At 63.1% G+C, this 20,925-nt stretch carries 14 protein-coding genes and 1 pseudogene; 11 read left to right on the top strand and 4 right to left on the bottom strand.

The window, feature by feature from the left end:
* Nucleotides 1-14 precede the first annotated feature (14 nt).
* Nucleotides 15-728 carry a hypothetical protein gene (locus tag G3N97_RS16285; RefSeq protein WP_205994155.1) on the top strand — a complete coding sequence of 238 codons (714 nt, stop codon included), beginning with the start codon at nt 15-17 and terminating at the stop codon, nt 726-728.
* Here the strand turns inward: G3N97_RS16285 and G3N97_RS16280 are convergent, their stop codons facing one another.
* Together G3N97_RS16280 and G3N97_RS16275 are read right to left on the bottom strand one after the other, a co-directional pair.
* A complete protein-coding gene (locus G3N97_RS16280) occupies nt 729-1,793 on the bottom strand; it encodes an ATP-binding protein (protein ID WP_205994154.1) in 1,065 nt (354 codons plus the stop codon).
* On the bottom strand, nt 1,793-2,482 hold the full coding sequence (locus tag G3N97_RS16275; RefSeq protein ID WP_205994153.1) for a response regulator: 690 nt from the start codon (nt 2,480-2,482) through the stop codon (nt 1,793-1,795). Before G3N97_RS16275 ends, G3N97_RS16280 begins: the two co-directional genes overlap by 1 nt.
* On the opposite strand from G3N97_RS16275, the gene G3N97_RS39455 reads away from it, so the two are divergent.
* The 8 genes and pseudogenes from G3N97_RS39455 to G3N97_RS16235 all read left to right on the top strand — a co-directional run bounded on the left by G3N97_RS39455 (nt 2,481) and on the right by G3N97_RS16235 (nt 13,056).
* Nucleotides 2,481-2,852, top strand: coding sequence for a hypothetical protein (locus G3N97_RS39455; protein ID WP_241030625.1), 372 nt, complete (start codon nt 2,481-2,483; stop codon nt 2,850-2,852). The genes G3N97_RS16275 and G3N97_RS39455 overlap by 2 nt on opposite strands.
* A gap of 78 nt (nt 2,853-2,930) precedes the next feature.
* Entirely contained in the window at nt 2,931-4,160 is a 1,230-nt protein-coding gene (locus G3N97_RS16265; RefSeq protein ID WP_205994152.1) for an efflux RND transporter periplasmic adaptor subunit, read from the top strand.
* Between the two features lie 3 nt (nt 4,161-4,163).
* On the top strand, nt 4,164-7,295 hold the full coding sequence (locus G3N97_RS16260; protein ID WP_205994151.1) for an efflux RND transporter permease subunit: 3,132 nt from the start codon (nt 4,164-4,166) through the stop codon (nt 7,293-7,295).
* A gap of 44 nt (nt 7,296-7,339) precedes the next feature.
* Entirely contained in the window at nt 7,340-8,848 is a 1,509-nt protein-coding gene (locus G3N97_RS16255) for an efflux transporter outer membrane subunit (RefSeq protein WP_205994150.1), read from the top strand.
* The gene (locus G3N97_RS16250) at nt 8,815-9,744 is read left to right on the top strand and encodes an alpha/beta fold hydrolase (RefSeq protein ID WP_241030624.1); all 930 of its coding nucleotides are present in this window, start codon (nt 8,815-8,817) and stop codon (nt 9,742-9,744) included. The genes G3N97_RS16255 and G3N97_RS16250 overlap by 34 nt, the downstream gene beginning before the upstream one ends.
* Complete coding sequence (locus G3N97_RS16245) at nt 9,728-10,714, top strand: DUF535 family protein (protein WP_205994149.1); 987 nt, start codon at nt 9,728-9,730, stop codon at nt 10,712-10,714. The genes G3N97_RS16250 and G3N97_RS16245 overlap by 17 nt, the downstream gene beginning before the upstream one ends.
* A 30-nt stretch (nt 10,715-10,744) precedes the next feature.
* A pseudogene (locus G3N97_RS16240) lies at nt 10,745-10,935 on the top strand (ANTAR domain-containing protein); the annotation flags it as partial.
* A gap of 102 nt (nt 10,936-11,037) precedes the next feature.
* Nucleotides 11,038-13,056 carry an FUSC family protein gene (locus G3N97_RS16235; protein WP_205994148.1) on the top strand — a complete coding sequence of 673 codons (2,019 nt, stop codon included), beginning with the start codon at nt 11,038-11,040 and terminating at the stop codon, nt 13,054-13,056.
* A gap of 266 nt (nt 13,057-13,322) precedes the next feature.
* On the opposite strand, the gene G3N97_RS16230 is transcribed toward G3N97_RS16235, so the two are convergent.
* The gene (locus G3N97_RS16230) at nt 13,323-14,120 is read right to left on the bottom strand and encodes an alpha/beta hydrolase (protein WP_205994147.1); all 798 of its coding nucleotides are present in this window, start codon (nt 14,118-14,120) and stop codon (nt 13,323-13,325) included.
* A gap of 253 nt (nt 14,121-14,373) precedes the next feature.
* A complete protein-coding gene (locus tag G3N97_RS16225) occupies nt 14,374-14,853 on the bottom strand; it encodes a hypothetical protein (protein ID WP_205994146.1) in 480 nt (159 codons plus the stop codon).
* 378 nt (nt 14,854-15,231) lie between these two features.
* On the opposite strand from G3N97_RS16225, the gene G3N97_RS16220 reads away from it, so the two are divergent.
* Nucleotides 15,232-19,125: an autotransporter domain-containing protein gene (locus tag G3N97_RS16220; protein WP_205994145.1), complete on the top strand. Its 3,894-nt coding sequence runs from the start codon at nt 15,232-15,234 to the stop codon at nt 19,123-19,125.
* A 399-nt stretch (nt 19,126-19,524) separates the two neighbouring features.
* Nucleotides 19,525-20,814 carry a tetratricopeptide repeat protein gene (locus G3N97_RS16215; protein WP_205994144.1) on the top strand — a complete coding sequence of 430 codons (1,290 nt, stop codon included), beginning with the start codon at nt 19,525-19,527 and terminating at the stop codon, nt 20,812-20,814.
* Nucleotides 20,815-20,925 lie beyond the last annotated feature (111 nt).

The raw sequence follows: 20,925 nt of genomic DNA, 5'->3' as shown, positions 1-20,925 counted from the left end.
CTTCGACAGCATTGATGCAAACTATCCTGACCTCTTTTTTCTGGAGCGGCGACGTCATCCGCAGTCGCCGCGTCAGTGACTTTTTTTTATCCGGAACGCTCGATCTGCCGATGCCTCCTGCGGCCATGATCGCGGACTGGCGAAGGGAGGCCGAGGTGCGGCTCGCTCTGGAACCTGGCGATGTCGAGGTGATGCCTCTGGCGCGCACGCAAATGCGCTGGCCCGACTACAGGCGCTGCGTGCAGGCGGTGTCTGAGTGGGCCGTTGCCGAGGGACTGTCCGCGGTGATTGCAGATTGCGACATGGCGCTGATGGCCTGTCGTGGCGCGCGCTATCACCACGATGGCGAGCAATACGGCGGCATCGCTTTCTGCAATCTTTTCCTGAGTGAAGATAAGGGTCTGGACTTGCACTTTCCCTTGACGGGCCAGCGTATTCCGCTCAAGCGGGGAACCGTCGTGATCTTCGATCCGGTTCAGCCACACGGCGTCATTCAGCGCGGCAGCGACAGTTTCTCCGCTGCCGAATTTCCGCCGGGCCAGGACTTCACGCAGATATTCCTGACGTGGGAACTACCCATCGAAGACTCCAATGTTGGAAGCGCGCTGAAGATCGCTTTCGATATTGATCCTTCGACGTCGCTGCAACTCGAGAGCGAGCAACTCTGGGCTAACGGCTTGCCAGCCGCTGTGTGTCCGCAATCGGGGCGTTTGCTTCGCGCTGACTAGTCACGACCGTCCCGGAATCCTGATTTCAAAAATCGCCCCGCCTTCAGGCGATGTCTCATATCGAACGTCGCCCTTATGCGCCATCGCGATGGCGCGCACGACCGAGAGGCCCAAACCGGTTCCGCCAGACACGCGCGAGCGCGAGGCTTCGGCGCGTGTGAACGGATCGAATGCATGCGGCGCGAAATCGGCGCTCAGCCCTGGACCTGCGTCCTCGATACGAATCGCGAAGTGCTCATCCTTCGCACCCACGGCAATTCGCAAAAAGCCCGGTTGAGCATAGCGCCGCGCGTTGTCCAGCAGCGCGAGCACCGCCTGGCGTATGCGCGCGGCGTCGCAGGGTACGACAGCCGGCGCAAGCATCAACTCCACCTCGAGTTCCGCGCTCTCCAGCACGTTGCGCATCGACTCGACCGCGCGCAGGACTTCGACGCTCACATCGGTCGGCGCGAGCAGCATATCGAGCCGGCCGCTGTCTTGCAGCGTGACCACGCGCAGATCGTCGACGAGCCGGCTCAGGCCTTCGACGTGCAGCAGCAGACCGCGTAGCTGGGCTTCATCCGGCGAAAACACGCCGTCGATCATACCTTGCAGACGGCCTTGCAGGATCGTGAGCGGCGTGCGCAACTCGTGCGCGATCGCCGCGTTCCAGGCCGCCATATTGCCCACCATGTCTTCGAGCTTCATGGCCATCGAGTTGAAGTCGTCGACCATGCGCGCCGTCTCGCCGAGTGAGCGATCGCCCGGGATCGCACGCGCCGTGAGGTCGCCCGCGGCGATGCGGCGTGCGCCCTCGGCGAGCGAATTGAGCGGCGCGAGAATGCGGCGTGCGAGCCGCAAGGCAATCAGCACCGCGACGATGAGTCCGCACAGCGCCACCACCGCGAAAATCAGATAGTCGGGCGCCTGCGGAAACAGCGAATCGGGCGGCCCGGGCGGCGGGTCGAACGCGAACATCAGGTCGTAGAGGATGAACGACCCGACGAACACGATCAGCGTCGTGATCACCGAAACGAGGCCCGTCGTGAGGACGATCTGCTTGCCGAGATTGCTGCGCTGACTCATCACGCGCGCCCGAAGCGGTAACCGACGCCGCGGACCACCGTGATCGCGTCGCTGTTGCCAACCTGCTCGAGCTTCTTGCGCAGGTTGCTCATATGGCTGTCAACGGTGCGTTCGAGCGCGTCGCTGCCGGGAAGACAGGCATCGAGGAGTTCGCTGCGGCTGAACACCCGGTTGGGCGACTTCATCATGTGAGCGAGGATGCGGAACTCGGTCAGCGTGAGCGCAAGCGATGTGCTGACGCCACGCGTGCTGACACTGACCTGGTAGCTTTCCGTGTCGAGTTCGAGCGCGCCGGCGCGTAGTACGCGTTGCGTACGCAGGCCGCTCGTGCGGCGCAAAACGGCGTGCACGCGCGCCACCACTTCGACGGGATTGAAGGGCTTGACGATGTAGTCGTCCGCGCCGAGGCGAAGGCCCTGCAGACGGTCGATGTCTTCGTCGAGCGCGGTCAGCATGATGACCGGCGTGTTGCCGCGGCGATTCAGTTCCGCGAGCACGGCCCAGCCGTCGCGACGCGGCAGCTTCACGTCGAGCAGTACGAGATCGGGCTTGATCGAAGGTTGAATGTCGATGGCGACCTGGCCATCGGCTGCCCGGTAAGTGCGGAATCCTTCGCGCACGAGATAGGCGTCGAGGATTTCTGCGATCTCGGGTTCGTCTTCGACGATCAGGATCAGCGCGTTCGTCATGGCAGCGATCTCAGGCAAACAGTTCCGAGCCATGTTCTCACATCCGCGCGGACTGTCCGACTGTCTCCACGATATCTCCACGAATTCTCCATCTGGAATGGAAGGCGAAAGCGCACGATTTCGGGGTATCGACATTATTCCAGGGATAGCGGGCATGCGTTTCCAAAAAAGAGGGGCCGCCGTCGAGGCGGAGCGCTGGTTCGGACCCGGCGGTCATCCGCGCGTGGTGCTGCGCACCGGCGGCTGGGCAGTGGCGACGCCCGAGGGCTGGCGCGATGTCAGGTCAGGCGACTGGATTCTCACCGACGAAACCGGAAATTCCTGGCCGATGAGCGACGCGCAGTTCAAGTCGCTTTACGCGCTGGCGTAAGCGCCGTCTTCCGGCGCGGCAACGCAATGCGAGTCCGCCCGCGCGGCGGCTCGCCCGATATCAGGTCTGCAATCCACCATGAAGAATACGAGCATCGGTCTCGCGCTGACGGCCGCGATGACCGCGATGATCCTGAGCGCCTGTGGCCCGAAGACCGAGGCGCCGCGAAGCGACGCCCCCGCCGGCCCGGCTGTGGGCGTGATCGCCCTGCAAGCCCGGAGGGTGCCGCTCACGAGCGAACTGCCGGGCCGCGTCGTCGCGTCCGAGGAGGCCGAGGTGCGTCCGCAGGTGGGCGGCATCATCCAGCGCAGGCTGTTCGTCGAAGGCGGCGAGGTCAAGGCCGGACAGCCTCTCTATCAACTCGATCCCGCGCCGTATCGCGCCACGTACGACAGTGCGCTTGCGGCGCTTCAAAAGGCGCGGGCGGCCGTGCCGGGCGCTCGTGCGACGGCCGTGCGCGATCGCGATCTGGTCAAACTCAACGCGATCAGCAAGCAGGATTACGAGTCGGCGATCGACACGCTCGCACAGGCGCAAGCGAGCGTGGCCGCCGCGCAGGCCGCGCTGGAAACCGCGCGCATCAACCTCGACTACACGACGATACGCGCGCCGATTTCGGGGCGTATCGACAAGTCGGCGCTCACGCCTGGCGCGCTGGTCACGGCCGGCCAGAGCACCGCGCTGACCACGATTCACCAGATCGATCCCGTCAACATCGACGTCACTCAGTCGAGCGCGAGCCTGCTCAACCTGCGCGCCGCGATCGCGTCCGGACGCATTCATGCGGCCGGCGATCATATTCCGGTGCGTGTGCGGCTCGAAAACGGCGCGCTCTATCCGCTCGCCGGAGAGCTGGCTTTCGCCGAGTCGAGCGTCAGTACGACCACCGGCACCTACACGATGCGCGCGATGCTGCGCAATCCGTCGCGGCTTCTGCTGCCCGGCATGTATGTGCGGGCGATCGTCGAAGAAGGGAGCGTGCCGCGCGGCTTTTTGATCCCGCAGCGCGCTATCAGCCGCAACGCGCGCGGCGAGCCCACGGCGCTTTTCGTGGTCGACAGGCGCGTGGTCGAGCGCACCTTCGCGAACACGCGCGACGTGGGCAACGATCTGCTCGTGTCGGGCGGCGTGCGGGACGGCGATCTGCTGGTCGTCGAGGGGAGTCAGCAGGTGCGTGTCGGCGATGCCGTGAGTGCCGTGCAGGTCGCGCTGAATCCGGCCACGGGCGAAGTCGCGCCGCGCATGGATGCCGATGCCGCTGACAACGCCAAAGCCAGCGCCAGCGTCGAAGCGCAGCACGGAGGCTGAGGCATGTCCGCATTTTTCATCAGGCGCCCCGTGTTCGCGTGGGTGATCGCCATCGTCGTGATGCTGGGCGGGCTGCTCGCGCTTCGCACGCTGCCCGTCGCGCAGTACCCCGATATCGCGCCGCCCACGATCTCGATCGCCGCGACCTATCCCGGCGCGGACGCCGCGACGGTCGAGAACTCGGTCACGCGTGTGATCGAGCAGGGCATGACCGGGCTCGATCATCTCCAGTACATGAACGCGTCGTCCGATTCGACGGGGCAGGTCGAGATTCGCTTGACATTCACCAACGCCGCGAACGCGGATGTCGCGCAGATGCAGGTGCAGAACAAGCTGCAGCTCGTCACCTCGCAACTGCCGTCGATCGTGCAGAGCACGGGCCTCACGGTCACGAAGTCGTCTGCGAGCTTTCTGATGGTGATCGGTTTCGTCTCGACGGACGGCCGCCTTTCCGCAACCGATCTCGACGATTACGTCGACAGCACGCTCAACGATGTCATCAAGCGGGTGCCGGGTGTCGGCAACACGCAGCTGTTCGGCTCCGGCTACGCCATGCGCATCTGGCTCGATCCGGACCGTCTCGCGCAGCACGGGCTGATGCCGGGCGACATCGAAACGGCGATCAAGGCGCAGAACACACAGGTGTCGGCAGGGCAGCTCGGCGCGCAGCCCGCTCGCGCGGGCCAGCAGTTCAACGCGACGGTCACCGCGCAGAGCCGCCTGCGCACGCCGGAGCAGTTCGGTGCGATCGTCGTGAAGAGCGCGACCGATGGCGCGGTCGTGCGCCTGCGTGACGTCGCGCGCATCGAGACGGGCGCGCAAAGCTACACCGATGCCTCGGCGTACAACGGCATGCCCGCTTCGGGCCTGGGGCTGAACCTCGCCACGGGTGCGAACGCGATCGCCACCGCGAAGGCGGTGAGGGCGGCGATCGATCAGCTCGCCGGCACGCTGCCCGCGGGCGTGAAGGTCGTCTATCCGTACGACACGACGCCGTTCGTGCAGTTGTCGATTCACGAGGTGCTCAAGACGCTCGTCGAGGCGATCGTGCTGGTGTTCGTCGTGATGCTCGTGTTCCTGCAGAACCTGCGCGCGACGCTGATTCCGGCGCTCGCGATACCGGTCGTGCTGCTCGGCACGCTCGGCGTGCTCGCGGTATTCGGCTACTCGATCAACACGCTGACGATGTTTGCGATGGTGCTGGCGATCGGCCTGCTCGTCGACGATGCGATCGTCGTCGTGGAGAACGTCGAACGCGTCATGAGCGAGGAAGGTCTTTCGCCTCGCGCGGCGACGCTGCGCTCGATGAAGGAGATCACGGGCGCGCTGATCGGCATCGCGACCGTGCTGTCGGCCGTCTTCGTGCCGATGGCGTTCTTCTCGGGCTCGACCGGCGTGATCTACCGGCAGTTCTCGGTGACCATCGTGACGGCCATGCTGCTGTCGGTGCTGGTCGCGCTCGTGCTGACGCCGGCGCTGTGCGCGACGCTGCTCAAGCCGTCGGCGGCCCATGTCGCGCCGCGCGGTTTCTTCGGCTGGTTCAACCGGAATTTCGAGCGCGGCGCGCACGCGTATCGCGGCACAGTCGGGCGCGTGCTCGTGCGCGGCAGGCGCTTTCTCGTGCTGTTCGGCGTGCTCACGCTCGCGATGGTCTGGCTGTTCGGCCGCCTGCCCAGCGCGTTTCTGCCGGGCGAGGATCAGGGCATTCTGATCACGACCGTGCAGTTGCCGGTCGGCGCGATGCAGAACCGCACCGAGCGCGTGCTCGCAGAAGTCAAGGATTACTATCTGAAGCAGGAAGGCGACGCGGTCGAAGGCGTGATGACCGTGGCCGGGTTCGGCTTCGGCGGCTCGGGGCAGAACGTGGGCCTGGCCTTCGTCCGCCTCAAGGACTTCGACCAGCGGCGTGGCAAGCGCCGTGGAGCGACGCAGGTGGCCGAGCGCGCCAATGCCGCATTCGCGACGATCCGCGACGCGCAGGTCTACGCCTTGCAGCCGCCCGCGATCGAAGGCATGGGCACGTCCACCGGCTTCGACTTCTTCCTGGAAGACACGAACGGCGCGGGGCACGCGAGCCTGCTCGCGACGCGCGACCGTCTGCTGGCTGCCGCCGCGAAAAACCCGAAGCTGGCCAACACGCGCCCGAACGGTCAGGACGACATGCCGCAGTACGCGGTCGATATCGATCCGGCCGAGGCCAGCGCGCTCGGCATTACGCTCTCGGACATCAATACGACGCTGTCGGTCGCGTGGGCCAGCGACTATGTCAACGATTACATCGATCGCGGTCGCGTGAAGAAGGTTTATCTGCAATCGGATGCGGATTTTCGCATGCAGCCGCGCGACCTCGAGCGTTGGCATGTGCGCAACGCGAGCAGCACGATGGTGCCGTTTTCGTCGTTCGCAAGCGGCCACTGGACTTACGGGCCCGCGCGGCTCGAACGCTACAACGGCATGGCCGCCGTCGAAATTCAGGGGGAGCCTGCGCCCGGCGTGAGCTCCGGCGCGGCGATGAGCGAGATCGACCGTCTCGTGGCGGGTCTGCCGCGTGGCTACCACCACGAATGGACCGGGCTGTCCTACGAGGAGCGGCTCTCGGGCGATCAGGCCGCGGCGTTGTACGCGATCTCGGTGCTGGTGGTGTTCCTCTGCCTCGCTGCGCTCTATGAGAGCTGGTCGATCCCGTTCGCGGTGATGCTCGCGGTGCCGATCGGCATTGTCGGCGCGTTGCTGGCGGCGCTGCTCGCGGGGCAAGCCAACGACGTCTATTTCAAGGTCGGGCTGTTGACGACCATCGGTCTCGCGGCCAAGAACGCGATCCTGATCGTCGAGTTTGCGCTGGAGCGCGAGGCGGCAGGCGCGAGTCTGCTGGACGCAACGCTCGACGCGGCCAAACAACGTTTGCGTCCGATCCTGATGACCTCGTTCGCGTTCATCCTCGGCGTCGCGCCGCTTGCTGTGGCGACCGGCGCGGGCTCGGGCGCGCAGAACGCGATCGGCATCGGCGTGATGGGCGGAATGATCGCCTCGACGGCGCTCGGCGTTTTCTTCGTGCCGCTGCTGTTCGTGAGCGTGCGCGCGGCAGTCAAGAGGCGGCGTGGCGTCGGACACGGCGACGCCGAGGACCGCCAGTGAGCGCGCGGGCATCCATACTCAGGGCAATCATGCACAGACAGTCAATGAAGAATCATAGCGATGGGGCGCACGTGCGCGGCGTCGAGGGGCTACGGGCGGCGACACTCGGCGTATGCGTCGTGTGCGCGTTGCTCGCGGGCTGCGCGGTCGGACCGGACTATCACGCGCCCGCGCTCGCGGTGCCGGCACGATGGTCCGCGCAGCCGGCCGCCGATGGCCGGCGCGCCGTTGTCGAATCGCCCGCGCAGCTCGCGCGATGGTGGCAGCGGCTTGGCGATCCGCAGCTCGATCGACTGATCGAGGAGGCGGTGGTGGGCAATCTCGATGTCGCGAGCGCGCGCGCGAAACTGCGCGAGGCGCGTGCGAGCTATCGTCAGGCGGGTGCGTCGCTTTGGCCGACGCTGACCGGCTCCGGGTCCGCGAAACGGGCGGGCAACGGCGCGCAAACCGTATCGTCGGGCAGCACAACATCGAGTTCGGCGCTGACGGGCACGGGCAGCCCATATTCGACCTTCCAGGCGGGCTTCGACGCAAGCTGGGAACTCGACCTGTTCGGCGCAAACCGGCGCGCCACCGAAGCGGCGAAATACGGCCTCGACGCGGCAGGCTGGAGTCTGCGCTCGACGCAACTCACGCTGATCGGCGACGTCGCAACTTACTACGTGACGGCGCGCGGCTATCAGGCGCGGCTCGCGCTGGCGCGCGACACGGCCGCTTCGCAGATGGAAACGGCGCGGCTCACGCATGCGCGTTTCGAGGCGGGTGCCGCGTCGGCGCTCGACGCCGCGAACGCGCAGGGACTGGCGCAGACGACGCTCGCCACCATCCCGGCACTCGAAAGCGCTTACGCGCAAGCGGTGCATAGCCTCGCCGTGCTGACGGGGCAGCCGCCCGACGCGTTGGACTCGCGCATGGCGCAGGCCGGCCCGATTCCGGTGCCAAGCCTGCCGATTCCAGCCGGCGTACCCGCCGACGTGCTGCTTTCGCGTCCCGATGTCCGGCTCGCCGAGCGCCAGTACGCGCAGTACACGGCGAAGGTCGGACAGGCCGAGGCGGCGCGCTATCCGAGCGTCAGCCTGACCGGCAGCGTGGCGACCTCGGGCACGCAGTTCGGCGATCTCGGGCGGCGTTCGACGATTGGCTGGTCGATCGGGCCCACGCTGAGTCTTCCGCTTTTCAATGCAGGCAAGCTCAAGGCGGCGGTGGGGGTGGCCGAAGCACAGCGCGATCAGTATTTCGTCGCCTACCGGCTTGCGGTCCTCAATGCGCTCAAGGACGTCGAGAACGCAAGCGTCGCGCTCGCACGCGAGAGTGCACGCGTCGAGGCATTGCGTGCATCCGCGGCTTCGTATCGCGAGGCATCGACGCTCGCACACACGCTTTACGGCGCGGGATCGACCGGCTTTCTCGAAGTGCTGACGGCGGAGCGTTCGCTGTATTCAGCGCAGGACTCGCTGATCCAGAGTGAGATGCTCGTGGCGACCGATTACGTCTCGCTGAACAAGGCGCTCGGCGGCGGTTGGGACGGCTCGGCCGATATGAACGCGCAATGAACGTAATCGTGGACAGGAACAGCGAAGTGACGCGAGATTTTTCGCGCGACGAGGCCGTGCTATTGATTCACGGGTTAGGCGGCACGCGCAATGACCTCGGCAATCTGAGAAAGAAGCTTGCGACGGACGGCAGACAGGTCTACGACCTGCTTCTGCCCGGTCACGGCGGAACGCCCGACGATCTGCGAGACATCGATTGCGATGTCTGGATCGACGCTGTGCAGCGCAAGGTGTCAGAACTGCGGAGCGTCTACACCACGGTGCACGTTCTCGGCCTGTGCATGGGCGCGCTGCTCGCGCTCGAAACGGCGAAACGCGGCCTGATTGGCGGCAATGGGCGAGATCGCCTGGTGCTGCTCGCACCGCCCGTTTTTCTCGACGGCTGGTCGTTGCCCTGGTATCGCGCGATCCGCCATCTCGTCTATCGCATTCCGCTGCTGGCACAAGCGATCCGGATTCGCGAATCGTTTCCGTTCGGCGTCAAGAATCGGCGTGTGCGCGGCATGGTCCAACGCAAGCTGCAGTGCGACGAGCGTTTCCATTATTCGTGGGTGCCGCTGCGCTCGATTCGCGAACTCGATCGGCTGCGCACGCGAGCACTCGCCGATATCGAACGGATCACGTGTCCGACGCTGATCGTCCACGCACTCGATGATGAATTGACCAGCGTGCGGTCGGCGCAATATCTGCGCGACCGGATTAACAGCGCGCAAAACGCGCCGCCCGCGCAATTGCGCATTCTCTCGGACAGCTATCACATGATCTGTATCGACAATGAACGGGACCACGTTGCGGGCCATGTTCAGGAATTTCTTGCGCCTGCCGAATTTGAATGCCCGCGTGCGACATCCCGGTCCAGGAATCACAATCGGGTATCAAATGAAGTTACTGGTTGAACTATGTGTTTTGCTGCGACGGGCTATTCCAGGCTGCAGCTTCGGGGCTTCATTCAAACGTATTCGGGTGCTGCTGTATTCGTTGATTTATCCGCGTGCGGCTTCCGTCTGGTTGCGTGCACTAATACAGGATCCGTTGCTCCGCGAAATTGCGCTACGCAACAGGCGCTTCATTGAACGGCCATTCCACCGAATTATCGACGCTGACCTGAACACACGCGAGCGCGCCTTGATTGCACGTGAACACTTTCGTGCGGTGAGGGCGTTGTTTGGCGACGCGGTTGCGCGTCAGATCTATTTGCGCGCGGAGTCGGTAACGTTGGCACGAAGCGACCCGTACGCGCTCGTTGTGCGCGAACCGACACGCTGCTGGCGGGAAGGTTTTCTCACGGTGGCGTGGCGAGACGAGCGCGCGCGTGTCGATCTCGCATGGGCGACCGTCAGTTTCGAACGGGATGCGCCGACAGGTGGGTTGACTATGCGGGTGGGCGGCCTGCAGGGGCCGGCCGGCGATGAGCGCGAGTTCGTCCGGCAAGCGACGCGCGCGTGCCACGGCTTGCGCCCGAAGGCCGCCGTGATGGAGGCGGTTTGCGCCTTGTGCCGGTTATTGCACGTTCAGGCACTGCGAGGGGTCGCCAATAAACGCCATGTATCATGGGCGGCCGCCCTTGAGTTTCGGGCCGATTACGACGCCTTCTGGCAGGAGTTGGGCGGTGTCGAATCGGACGGATGGTTTTCGTTGCCACTTTGGCCTCGCCACCGCAATGTGGATGACGTTCCCTCGCACAAGCGCGCTGCTTTTCGCCGCCGGCAGGGGCTGATTGCCGACGTGATCGGACAGGTCGAGCGGCGAGACGGGTTCAAGTCGGTGGACGCGACACTTGCTTCGCATATCGGCGCAGTTGACTGCATGAATTCGAACTTCGACGGCCGTCGTCAGGGTGATGTTGCAGTGGATGTTCAGGTATGAACTGTGATTCCGGACGTCGCGTTTTCTTTCAAGGCGCGTCGCCACATCGAACGCGCGATGCGGATCTGATCGATGTCCACCGTTTGAGCGAGAATGAAGCCTGCGAGCATATTCGTTCGCGGGCGACGCGCCTGCGTGCGACCGTCGGCGAAGTGGCGACGATGGTGATCGACGCGCATGAAGCGATGGAGAAACTCGGTCTCGACAAACGACCGGGTTGAGTGAGTTGCAGATCCAGATCGTTTTCCGGCAGTGCCTCGCGACGCTTCAGGCATCAGGGATACGCGAGGCATCCCTCTGAACAATGCGTCAGCGAACGGACTATGTACAACCTGGCCAGGCTGGTGTCGACGGTCAGTCGACGGACCTTCAGAGCAGAAGGTCATGTTTTTGCGGTCACGCCCGAACGAGTCGGCATTGCCGAAGGCGTGCGTGCCGCCGTGGCGATGGCGCCGATGCTGATCGCCGCGGTGTTGCTGGCGCGTCCCGAGATTGCGCTCGGCGGCGTGGCGGCATTCTGGAACTGTCTGTGCGATCCGCAGGGCGACAGGACCGATCGCCTCAAAACCATGGGCACTTTCACGGTGCTCGGCGCGGTCGTCCTGCCACTCGCTGCCTGGCTGGCGAGTTGGGGATATCCGGCGAGCCTCGTCACGCTGTTCGCGCTCGTCTTTCTGTGCGGGCTGACACGCTCCTATGACGCGGTGCTTGGGCCGATGCCCACGCAAGCCGGTCTGATTGCATCGCTTGCCGTCGTGATCGGCATTGCACTTGCCCGGCCTTTGGCGGGCGCGCTCGAATTGGGCGGATATTTCCTGATCGGCTCCCTCTGGACGATGCTGTTTTGTGTCTTCCTCTGGCCCATTCCCTTTCGGCAGTCCGGCAATCTCACGCTCGCGACGATCTTCGGAAGACTGGACGTGATGGCCGGCGCCCTGCAGGCGCTGAACGCCCGCCCTGGAACGGAAGTCGCCGGTTGGGAGGAATTCGACACGGTGCATCGCCGGGGCGGACGGATGTCTATCGAGCGAGGCAGGGCATTGGCCGCGCTCGATACGTGCAACGGATCGCGGCTCGGGGCGTATATCGATGCCGCCGGCAGAATTTTCTCGGCGTTGATTGCGTTCGGCCATTCTCGACGACTGTCCGAAGCGGCGATGAGCGCGCGATCCCGGTCGTTGTTGCAGGGACTGCAGCAGCTACTGGCGACGCTGAACGCTCACGCGCTGCTGGATCGCCCGTTGCCGGAGACGGTGGTCGCGCAGTCGAAAGCGCTGTTGCACCAGTGTGCCGGTCAGGACGATGGCGAGGCACGCGCGCTGACTTTCGCGGTGAGCGCCATTGTGCGTCTCGCCGACGGCGGCTCGGCGCCCGTGGAGGGCGCCGTTGCACCCGCAGCCGCGGCGGGTCAAGGCAGCCGTGGCATCGCTCCGCTCGTCTGGCGCCACGCGTTGAGAGTGGCGGTGGCCACCGTACTCGCCTTCGCAATCGGTACGCGGTTGAACGTCGCGCTCGCCTATTGGGGCGCACTTGCGGCAATCATCGTGACACAGCCGATTTCCGCGAATACCTGGTTGCGCGTGCTTGAGAGAGCGAGTGGCAGTCTCATTGGCGGCGTGATTGCCGCCGGACTGCTGGCGACGCTGGCGGGGCCGGGTGTCATGGTTCTGGCCATTCTGCCGCTTGCCGCTGCGGCCATTGCGTCGAGACTCGTGAGCTATGGATTATTCGTGGTTTTTCTCTGCCCGATGTTCATGCTGGTTTCTGACTTTATTCACCCGGCGGGTGGGTTGATTGCTGCTCGCTTTGTTAATGAAGTCATTGGCGCAATCGTCGGCGTCGCGGCCAGCTTTCTCTTGTGGCCCGAGCGCGGGAGTGACGCGCTGGCGGCCGCGACTTCGGCGGCGATCTCGGCCAATATGAAATTCGCGTCGGAGGCGCTGCGCTTGCGCAGCGGTTCGACAGCCACGCTCGATCGGTTGCAGCGCGAGGCGGGGCTCACGAGCACCCGGCTGGAGGCAACGCGAGAACGCATGCTTCTGGAAGGGCGTTGGCGATCCGCATCGCTCGAACGTCTGTGGGCGGTGATCGTGGCGCTGCGTTCTGTCTGTGGCGCCGCCGCCGTGCTCGAGGTGTTGCGGGACGTCGAACCGAGCGCTTCGGATCAGCAACGAGCAGACGGATACGATGCGATGACGGCTCAGTTGCTGCAGGCGGTTGCGGCCCACACCACCTGGACAGCATCGGCGGAGCAACTGACCGTGGGCCCCAACGACGACCTCGGGCAAGCGATCCGCAACTTCGCGACGGCATTCAATGCCTATACTTCGAGTCGTGCTTGAAACGGGGAGTCAATGCAGGTCACTCCTCGTTGTCTGGCGACTGGGCGTGCTGGCAATAAAGGTCCGGATATCAGCGCAATAGAAAGGCCGAAATGCGACGTAGACGGCTTTTCAGTCTGGCACGTAGCAGATTAGATTTCGCAAATTGATGGCCCGGCGCTCAAGAGCGAGATTCTCGAGCACGACCGGCCGCGTGCAACCCATCGCGGACAATCCGAGCCGGTGCTCGAATATGTCCGCTTTCAGTTTTCCTTTAGCCAATCAGCTCAAAGGAATTTGCGTTTCAGGAAGCCCTCGATGGTGGTCGCGAAATAACGCGGGCACTCCTGCATTGGGTAGTGACCGCAGTTGGGGATAACATGCAGTTCCGCGTTCGGATGCCACGCGAGAAAGGTTCGCTTCATGGCTTGCGGATCGAGTCCGGGATCCCTGTCGCCGACAATGACCAAAAAGGGCGTTTCAAGTCCCCGAATGTCATCGACGAAGTCGGCCGTGGTCAGCATCTCAAGGTATCTCGCCCGGCAGGCCAGGGAGACAGTGTCGCGGCTTTGTCGTACTTTGCGATCCGCCCACGCATCGGAAAGACCGCCGGTGACGAATTTGAACAGTCGCCGAAGGGCCTCATCGCTTTCTATCGTGCTGCTAAAGAAAGCGCGGGCATCCGGGCTCAACCGATTTCCCGCGGCAGAAACGGGACATACGGCGATCGCGCTCGTGATGCGAGACGGAGCGTCTGCAGCGACGCGTTGTGTAATCATCCCGGTCATCGAGTGACCCACTACGTGGAAGCACTCCCAGCCGAGGTGGTCCGCGAGCGCGAGGCAATCGGCGGCGATCTCTTCTACCGTGTATTCGCCGGCCAATTCAATGGACTGCCCGTAGCCACGCAAATCGACAAAGACATACGTGAACGCGTGGCCATCAAGCCAGGGCATGACGGCATCGTAGCTTGAGTGATCGCCCAGCCAGTCATGCATGACCAGCACACGAACGGGGCCATTGCCATACTGCACATATCCGAGGATTGCTTCAGATCCGGTGCGGATTTCAACGGGTACTTTCATTCCAAGGTTCCATCGTGATTAAGGGAACCAAAACGAAACGCCCTCCCGGCGAACCGGGAGGGCGTTTTGAAAGTGGTTCCATCCTATCAACCTCGCGGGCCTCGGTCAACAGGCAGAGGAATCGATGGAAGAAGCGCTGGAGTTCAGGCATCAGGAAAGCGTCACCAGCAGAGCATGCTCGACGTTTAAAGACGACCGCGCCGCAACACCCCTGCAACGCTGAGCGCGGTCGACAACGAGAAACCTGGTTGCTCTACCGGCTGAGCAGAACACTTCGGCATGCAATCCCGCTGGCTGCACCGACGGTTACGATTTCGATCACGAACGCAAGCGACATGTGACTGGTCGATGAAAGCGGCAGGAGGGAGCAAGTCGAAATGACGCAACGGTAGGCGCTGACCACCAGCCATCCCATTGAAGCGAAGACGGTGCCAAGACCTATGAACGCCGGCCTCCGCCGGATCCCCCTTTTCTGAATCGCGACGATGCAACAAGCGTAGACCGGCGACAAGAGAGGCGCCAGTACAGTAAGAGAGACGATGGCTGCGACGAACAATGGAAAGAGGAATGTCGCTGCAAAGAAATGGCGATCGAGTGAGGCGTTGTAGCCGTTCTCAATCAACCAGGTCACACAGGTAATTGCTGCGATCGTCACGCTTCCAGCAAGGAATGCGGCGACATACGCGACAGTTGCGCGCCATGGCGTGATGCACGGATCGACGTGTTGCTGCATACGGTTCGTTCCCGTCTGTAGGTCTTTGCTATCTCTGCACCGCTGCTGGACCTGGGGCCAACTATGGAAAATCTTGAATGTCAATTGGTGTTCGCGATTAATTCCGTATGCATACTGGTTTTACTCATGGCGAATAGATCCGCACGTGGGTAAACGGCATTAGCAATGCTGAACTTTAATTCGAAAACGTTTGCGCATAAGAAAATTAGAAAATCAAATCGGGGCGGATGGAAATTGTGGATGAATTCCACGTAAACCCTGTATTGACGGCGTTTGTGCGGAATACAACGGTCCCTGACAAAATAATTTCAGCACGTTTCGGGATACTGCATACTCGGCTCCGATTTAAAAAAATAAATTTTCACCGGGGAATCGTTCATGAGCTTCGCGACCAGGCAGCCTAAAAAACGCGCATTAGTCATTGCTATTACCGGAGTACTGGCTGGCGCAACACCATTGATCGCGAAAGCCGATTGCCAGGTGAACGGCACGATTAGCAGTAGCACGCCCGAAATCGAGTGGGCGTCGGGTAACTGCACGGTTGCCCCGAATGTCGTCCTCTCCAATAACGAGACCGCCACGGCGCTACTTGCTGTCGGCACCGGGCTCGGAACGTTGACCAACAACGGCACGATCGCGGGTACGCGTTATGGCTTCCTGAATGCGGCCTCGGTCGGCACCTTGATCAATAATGGCCGGATCAGCGCGTTGACGGTCAGTGCGGCCGCGATCTACAACAATTCCGCGATCGGTCAGTTGATCAACAACGGCACGATCACTTCTGGCAGCGAAGCCCTCTTTAACCCTGGCAGTATCGGCACACTGACCAACAACGGGTTGATCAGTGGAAGCGGCGGCTTTGGTTATGCGCCCCGCACCGGCGTCCGCAATTCCGGTGTGCTCTCCGTGCTGGATAACGAGGCCGGCGGCACGATTATCGGCGGCAGTTCGGGGGTTCTCAACTCCGGGCAGATCGGCACGCTCACCAATAGTGGCACGATCAACTCGACGAATGCGGTTGGTGTGAATGGGGCTGAGCCGAACAGATTCGGAATTCATAACGCCTCCACCGGTAATATCGACACGCTGACCAATAACGCCAGCGGTTTCATCAGCGGCGGCACGGCCGCGATCGGCAATGACGGCACCATCGGCACGCTGATTAACGCAGGCACACTGTCCGGTACCGTCGACGGGTTTTCCAATACCGGCACGGTCCAGAGCATGAGCAACAGCGGGCTGATTTCCGGCGGACAATGGGGCATTGTCAACGCGGGCGATATTGTCACGCTCACCAACAGCGGCAGCATTACGGGTGCATCCGGCGCTATCGACAACGCCGGCACGATCGGCACTCTGCTCAACGTGGGCGCTGCCGCTACGGCAGGCGCGGACATCACGATCGGGAGTGGGACGGTCGTTTCCGGTTCCGCGCTCACCGTCACCAATACCGGCAGCATCGGCACGGCAATCGACGCCGGCATCTACAACGATGTATCGATCGCCGGCATCACCAACAGCGGAACGATCAGTGCTGGCGGACTCACCATCACGGGCGCTGGAACGGTGGGTGCGCAATACGCAGCCGCTCTCTACAACGACACGGCCGGCACCATTGGCACCCTGACGAACACGGGTGTGATCGGCGGCGCATTGCCGAATTACGGTATCGATAGCAGCGGTTCGATTGGAACATTGACGAACAGCGGTTCGATCCGCGGTTACCAGGAGGCGATTCAGAACTCCGGCTCCATCGGGACCCTGACCAATCAGTCCGGCGGAACAATCGCGTTGGCGTCGGTGGGTGCACAAGGCTCCGACATCGTCAATACCGGTACGATCGATGTGCTCTCCAATAGCGGCGTAATCGGAAACGGCACGACCGAACTATATGGTGTCGACAACGCCGCGGGCGGCACGCTCACTCAGCTCAACAACGAGCAGGGCGGCACCATCTTCGGTTACTACACCGCGATCGAGAATGCGGGGACCCTGGGTACGCTGTCGAATAGCGGCACGATCATCGGCTGGACGGCCGCTGTCGATAACAAAGGCACGATTGGTCAGCTCGTCAATACGGGCGCCATTCGCGCGATTCTGGGCGGTGGTTCGTCAGGCGTCGGCGTCAACAATAACGTGAGCGGCAACATCGGGACGCTGACCAATAACGGCCTGATCTACGGTTCGAAGTCGGGTGTCTATAACGACGGCACGATCGGAACCCTGAGCAATACCGGCACGATCACGGGGGCCGTGTACGGGATCACAAACGACACGACCGGCACCGTCACGCAGCTTTCCAACTCGGGAACGATCACCGGCGTGCAGTTCGGCATCGCCGATATCGGCACAATCGGCACCCTGCTTAACAGCGGTGAGATCAGCAGTGCCGGAACTGCCATCGGTATCGCCAACGCCGGACGTATCGGCCTCCTCAACAACATGGGTGTCATTGCCGGCAACATCGTGAACCAGTCGGCGACCGACCTGTCGATCACCGGTGGCACGGGTTCCATCTTCGGCACCTTGACGGGTTTCGGCACTACAGTGGGCACGATCACGAATACCACATCGAATGTGGTGTTCGTATCGGGCAATCAACTGTTGAACGACAACGTCAACGTGGGTAGCAATGCCGTGAACAACACGGGCGCGACGCTGCAGGTCAATAACGTCGTCGCGATCACGGGCAACTACACGCAGGGCGCGAATGCCACGCTGTTGATCGGTGTGGCAGACGGCGCGGCCGCAAGCGGCTCGCTGACCACCGACGCCGGCTACGGGCGGCTCGTCGTATCGGGCAGCGCCACCGTGGCATCCGGCTCGAACGTCACACTGCAAAAACTCAACGCATACGGATTTGCGGCCGGGCAGCGCTTCGTCGTTATCGACGCAACCGCAGCCGGGACCAACTACAACGCCAGCCAGCTTGTCTATTCGATTGCCGGGGGGGCGAGCGGGCTCGCCGTCAGCGGCGCAGCCGTCGCAAACGGTACGAAGAGCGACCTGGTGCTGACGGTGGCCGATGCCTCGACCTCGACTCCCACGCCGACGCCGACGCCAACACCGAGTCCCACGCCGACGCCAACTCCCACTCCCACTCCCACGCCGACGCCGACGCCGACGCCGGCCCCGGCGATTTCGCCCAATGCACGCTCCGCGATTGGCGCACTGCAGGGATACCAGGGCATCAGCAACCTCGCGCTGCTGAACCTGTACGACGCGTCGCTTGCGCTTTCGGCGACAGGCTCCGCTGGCGAAATCGATCGTGCCGGCAAGCAGCTCGGCCCGACCGCACAATCGACGTCGAGCATGGCAGCCGCAGCACCCACTTTCGAGACGCTCAACGTCGTGGCGAGCCACGTCAATGGCCTCCGTCTCGCGCAACGGGACGGCGGCAGCGGCATTTCGACAGGCGAAAGCGCTCCGCAATGGGGTGTCTGGGGTCAGGCGTTCGGCGGTCATGCCAGCCAGGACGAGCGCGACCAGATCGACGGCTTCAGTTCCAACTATGCCGGTCTGCTGTTTGGCGTCGATCGTACGTTGACGGACTCGTGGAATGTGGGTGGTGCGTTCAGCTACAGCAACGCGGCGATCAACAACACGGGCGACTCGGCGGGCGACAGCACCCGCGTCAACTCATACGGTCTGATCGGCTACGCGAGCTACAGCGCCAGCCGGTGGTACGCGAACCTGTCGGTTGGCGCCGTGCAGCAACGCTACGATACGAACCGTTCGGTGAATTTCACGGGCTTCTCGGGCGATACCAATGGTGCCTTCAACGGCCAGCAGTACGTTGCGCGCGGTGAGGTTGGCTATCCGATCGCGCTCGGCGCCACGACGGTTACGCCGCTTGCGACCCTGACCTACAGCTATCTGCATCAAAGTGCGTACACCGAAAGCGGTGGCAACGGCGCGGCTTTGTCGGTCGATGCTTCGCATCTGAGCTCCGTGACCACGGATCTGGGCGCGAAGATCGAACGGGAATTCCCGACTCCGTATGGTGTGCTCGTGCCGGAGCTCACTGTTTCGTGGCGTCATGAGTACAACAACACCAGCCAGCTGACGACGGCAACCTTCGCTGGCGACCCGAGCGGCGCGAACAGTTTCACGACGCTCGGCACGAGCCCGCTGACGAACTCGGCCGTGGTCAGCGCAGGCGTTACGCTGCTGCGCGAGCGCAATCTGAGTGTCACCGCACGCTACGAAATGCAGGCGGGCAGGGGCTTCCTGTCGCAAGGCGGCACGTTGCGTCTGCGTCAGTTGTTCTGATGCCGTACGGGAGGCTGGAGCATACGCCGGCCTCCCGCGCGCGCCTGCTGAATGACGCGAACGTTCTTCCCATCGCATGCCCACGTGCGTACATTCGCCATACCGTTCCCCCACCTTCACCACGGCACACGGACGGACAGACCCCTGCTCGGGAAACCGCGACGCCATCTCGCCGTACTCAACCATCGCTTGCTCGGAGGCGCACATGGGGCGTTGCGACCGGGATGTGCTGCGTCCGTGGCGATCGAGATGAGCCTGTCACGGTCGATGGAACGCGGATGACGCTTAGCCCTCCCGACGTACGCATCCTTTACCGCTCAATCGAGATGCGCATTTCGATCCAATGTACGCATGTTACGATCGAAAAGTTTGTTCACTCATGTATCACGGAACCGCGCCATGTCCAGCACCCCATCCTCTCCTGGCAGCATGAACATTCAGGAAGCATTGTCGAAAGCCTATGCGCACTGGAATGCCGGTCAGGCCGACCAGGCCGAAATGCTCGCGCAGCGCGTGCTTGCCGCGTGGCCGGGGCAGCCCGATGCGCTGCATCTGCTCGGCTTGATGGCACACGCTTACGGCAATCTCGATCTGGCGATCTCGCATCTGCGTCAGGCCTGTCTCGCACCGCGTGCGCCCGCGATCTACTCGAGCAATCTCGCTGAAATGTGTCGCCAGAAGGGTCTGCTAGCGGAGGGCGTGGAGGCTGCGCAGCGCGCCGTGAACATGGATCCGGCGCTCGTTTCCGGCTGGAACAATCTGGGCATCCTGCAGCAGGAAACGGGGCGATTCGAAGAAAGCCGCCTGTGCCTGGAACGCGTCGTCGCACTGAATCCGGGCTGGCCGGAGGCGCACAACAATCTCGGCAACACATGGCGGCGCCTCGGGCGCATGGACCGCGCCGAAGCCTGCTACCGGCAGGCGTTGACGCTCAATCCGTCCTACCCTGAAGCCCACAGCAACCTTGCCTACCTTCTGTCGAGCAAAGGCAATTTCGACGATGCGGCAAAGCATGCGCGTGAGGCGATCGACCTCAATCCGCAACTCGTCGATGCTTACCTGAATCTCGCGGAAGTCGAGGTCTCCCGCCAGCGTGCCGACGCTGCGCTGCGCGCGCTCGACATGCTCAACGCCTTCGCTCCGCGCCATCCTGCTGCACTCGTCGCGCGCGCCAAGGCGCTCAAGCATCTGGATCACGCCGAAGAAGCACTTGAGTTCGCGCGCGCAGCCATTGCGCTGACGCCTGACAATGCCGATGCACATCACACCGTCGCGCAGTCGCTGCAGGAACTCGGCAGGACCGAGGAAGCGCTGCGACACTACGCACAGGCTGCAGCGCTGCCCGGCATCTCGGCCGAAACGGCCATGGCCGGTAGCGCGTTGCTGCTGACGGAAGCCGGCCGTCGCGACGAAGCCCTCGCGGCATTCGACGCCGCGCTGGAACGTTTTCCCGGCTCGGCCGTAATCATGGCCGCGCGTTCGGATCTGCGCACGTACAGCGCGAACGATCCGGATATCGCGGCCATGGAAGCCTGGCTCGTCGATGGCGACCATCGACCACTGCCTGACCGCATTAGCGTGCACTTTGCACTTGGCAAGGCGTATCTCGACGTCGGCGATAGCGCGCGCGCCTTCGCGCATTTCGAAGCGGGTAGCCGCCAGAAGCGCTCGACTGTTGATTTGCAGTAGAAACTGACCCACTTTTTGCATCTAAAACTGACCCACCCTCGTGGCGCAGAATCATCACTCCTGCGCGCCAACTTCTTCGTCTTTTACTGTCTTAGGTGAGGTTTTGCGGGA

Source organism: Paraburkholderia sp. Ac-20347, assembly GCF_017104805.1.
In the GTDB taxonomy this organism is placed as follows: domain Bacteria; phylum Pseudomonadota; class Gammaproteobacteria; order Burkholderiales; family Burkholderiaceae; genus Paraburkholderia; species Paraburkholderia tropica.
Note: the sequence above shows the minus strand (reverse complement) of the source record. Positions and strands in the feature narration are given on the sequence as shown.

Bases quoted from the DNA above. Each gene is read 5' to 3' on its own strand.
- G3N97_RS16255 (WP_205994150.1), top strand. From the start codon at position 7,340: ATGAAGAATCATAGCGATGGGGCGCACGTGCGCGGCGTCGAGGGGCTA.
- G3N97_RS16230 (WP_205994147.1), bottom strand. From the start codon at position 14,120: ATGAAAGTACCCGTTGAAATCCGCACCGGATCTGAAGCAATCCTCGGA.
- G3N97_RS16260 (WP_205994151.1), top strand. From the start codon at position 4,164: ATGTCCGCATTTTTCATCAGGCGCCCCGTGTTCGCGTGGGTGATCGCC.
- G3N97_RS16225 (WP_205994146.1), bottom strand. From the start codon at position 14,853: ATGCAGCAACACGTCGATCCGTGCATCACGCCATGGCGCGCAACTGTC.
- G3N97_RS16280 (WP_205994154.1), bottom strand. From the start codon at position 1,793: ATGAGTCAGCGCAGCAATCTCGGCAAGCAGATCGTCCTCACGACGGGC.
- G3N97_RS16275 (WP_205994153.1), bottom strand. From the start codon at position 2,482: ATGACGAACGCGCTGATCCTGATCGTCGAAGACGAACCCGAGATCGCA.
- G3N97_RS16235 (WP_205994148.1), top strand. From the start codon at position 11,038: ATGTACAACCTGGCCAGGCTGGTGTCGACGGTCAGTCGACGGACCTTC.
- G3N97_RS16265 (WP_205994152.1), top strand. From the start codon at position 2,931: ATGAAGAATACGAGCATCGGTCTCGCGCTGACGGCCGCGATGACCGCG.
- G3N97_RS16245 (WP_205994149.1), top strand. From the start codon at position 9,728: ATGAAGTTACTGGTTGAACTATGTGTTTTGCTGCGACGGGCTATTCCA.
- G3N97_RS16215 (WP_205994144.1), top strand. From the start codon at position 19,525: ATGTCCAGCACCCCATCCTCTCCTGGCAGCATGAACATTCAGGAAGCA.
- G3N97_RS39455 (WP_241030625.1), top strand. From the start codon at position 2,481: ATGGCAGCGATCTCAGGCAAACAGTTCCGAGCCATGTTCTCACATCCG.
- G3N97_RS16285 (WP_205994155.1), top strand. From the start codon at position 15: ATGCAAACTATCCTGACCTCTTTTTTCTGGAGCGGCGACGTCATCCGC.
- G3N97_RS16220 (WP_205994145.1), top strand. From the start codon at position 15,232: ATGAGCTTCGCGACCAGGCAGCCTAAAAAACGCGCATTAGTCATTGCT.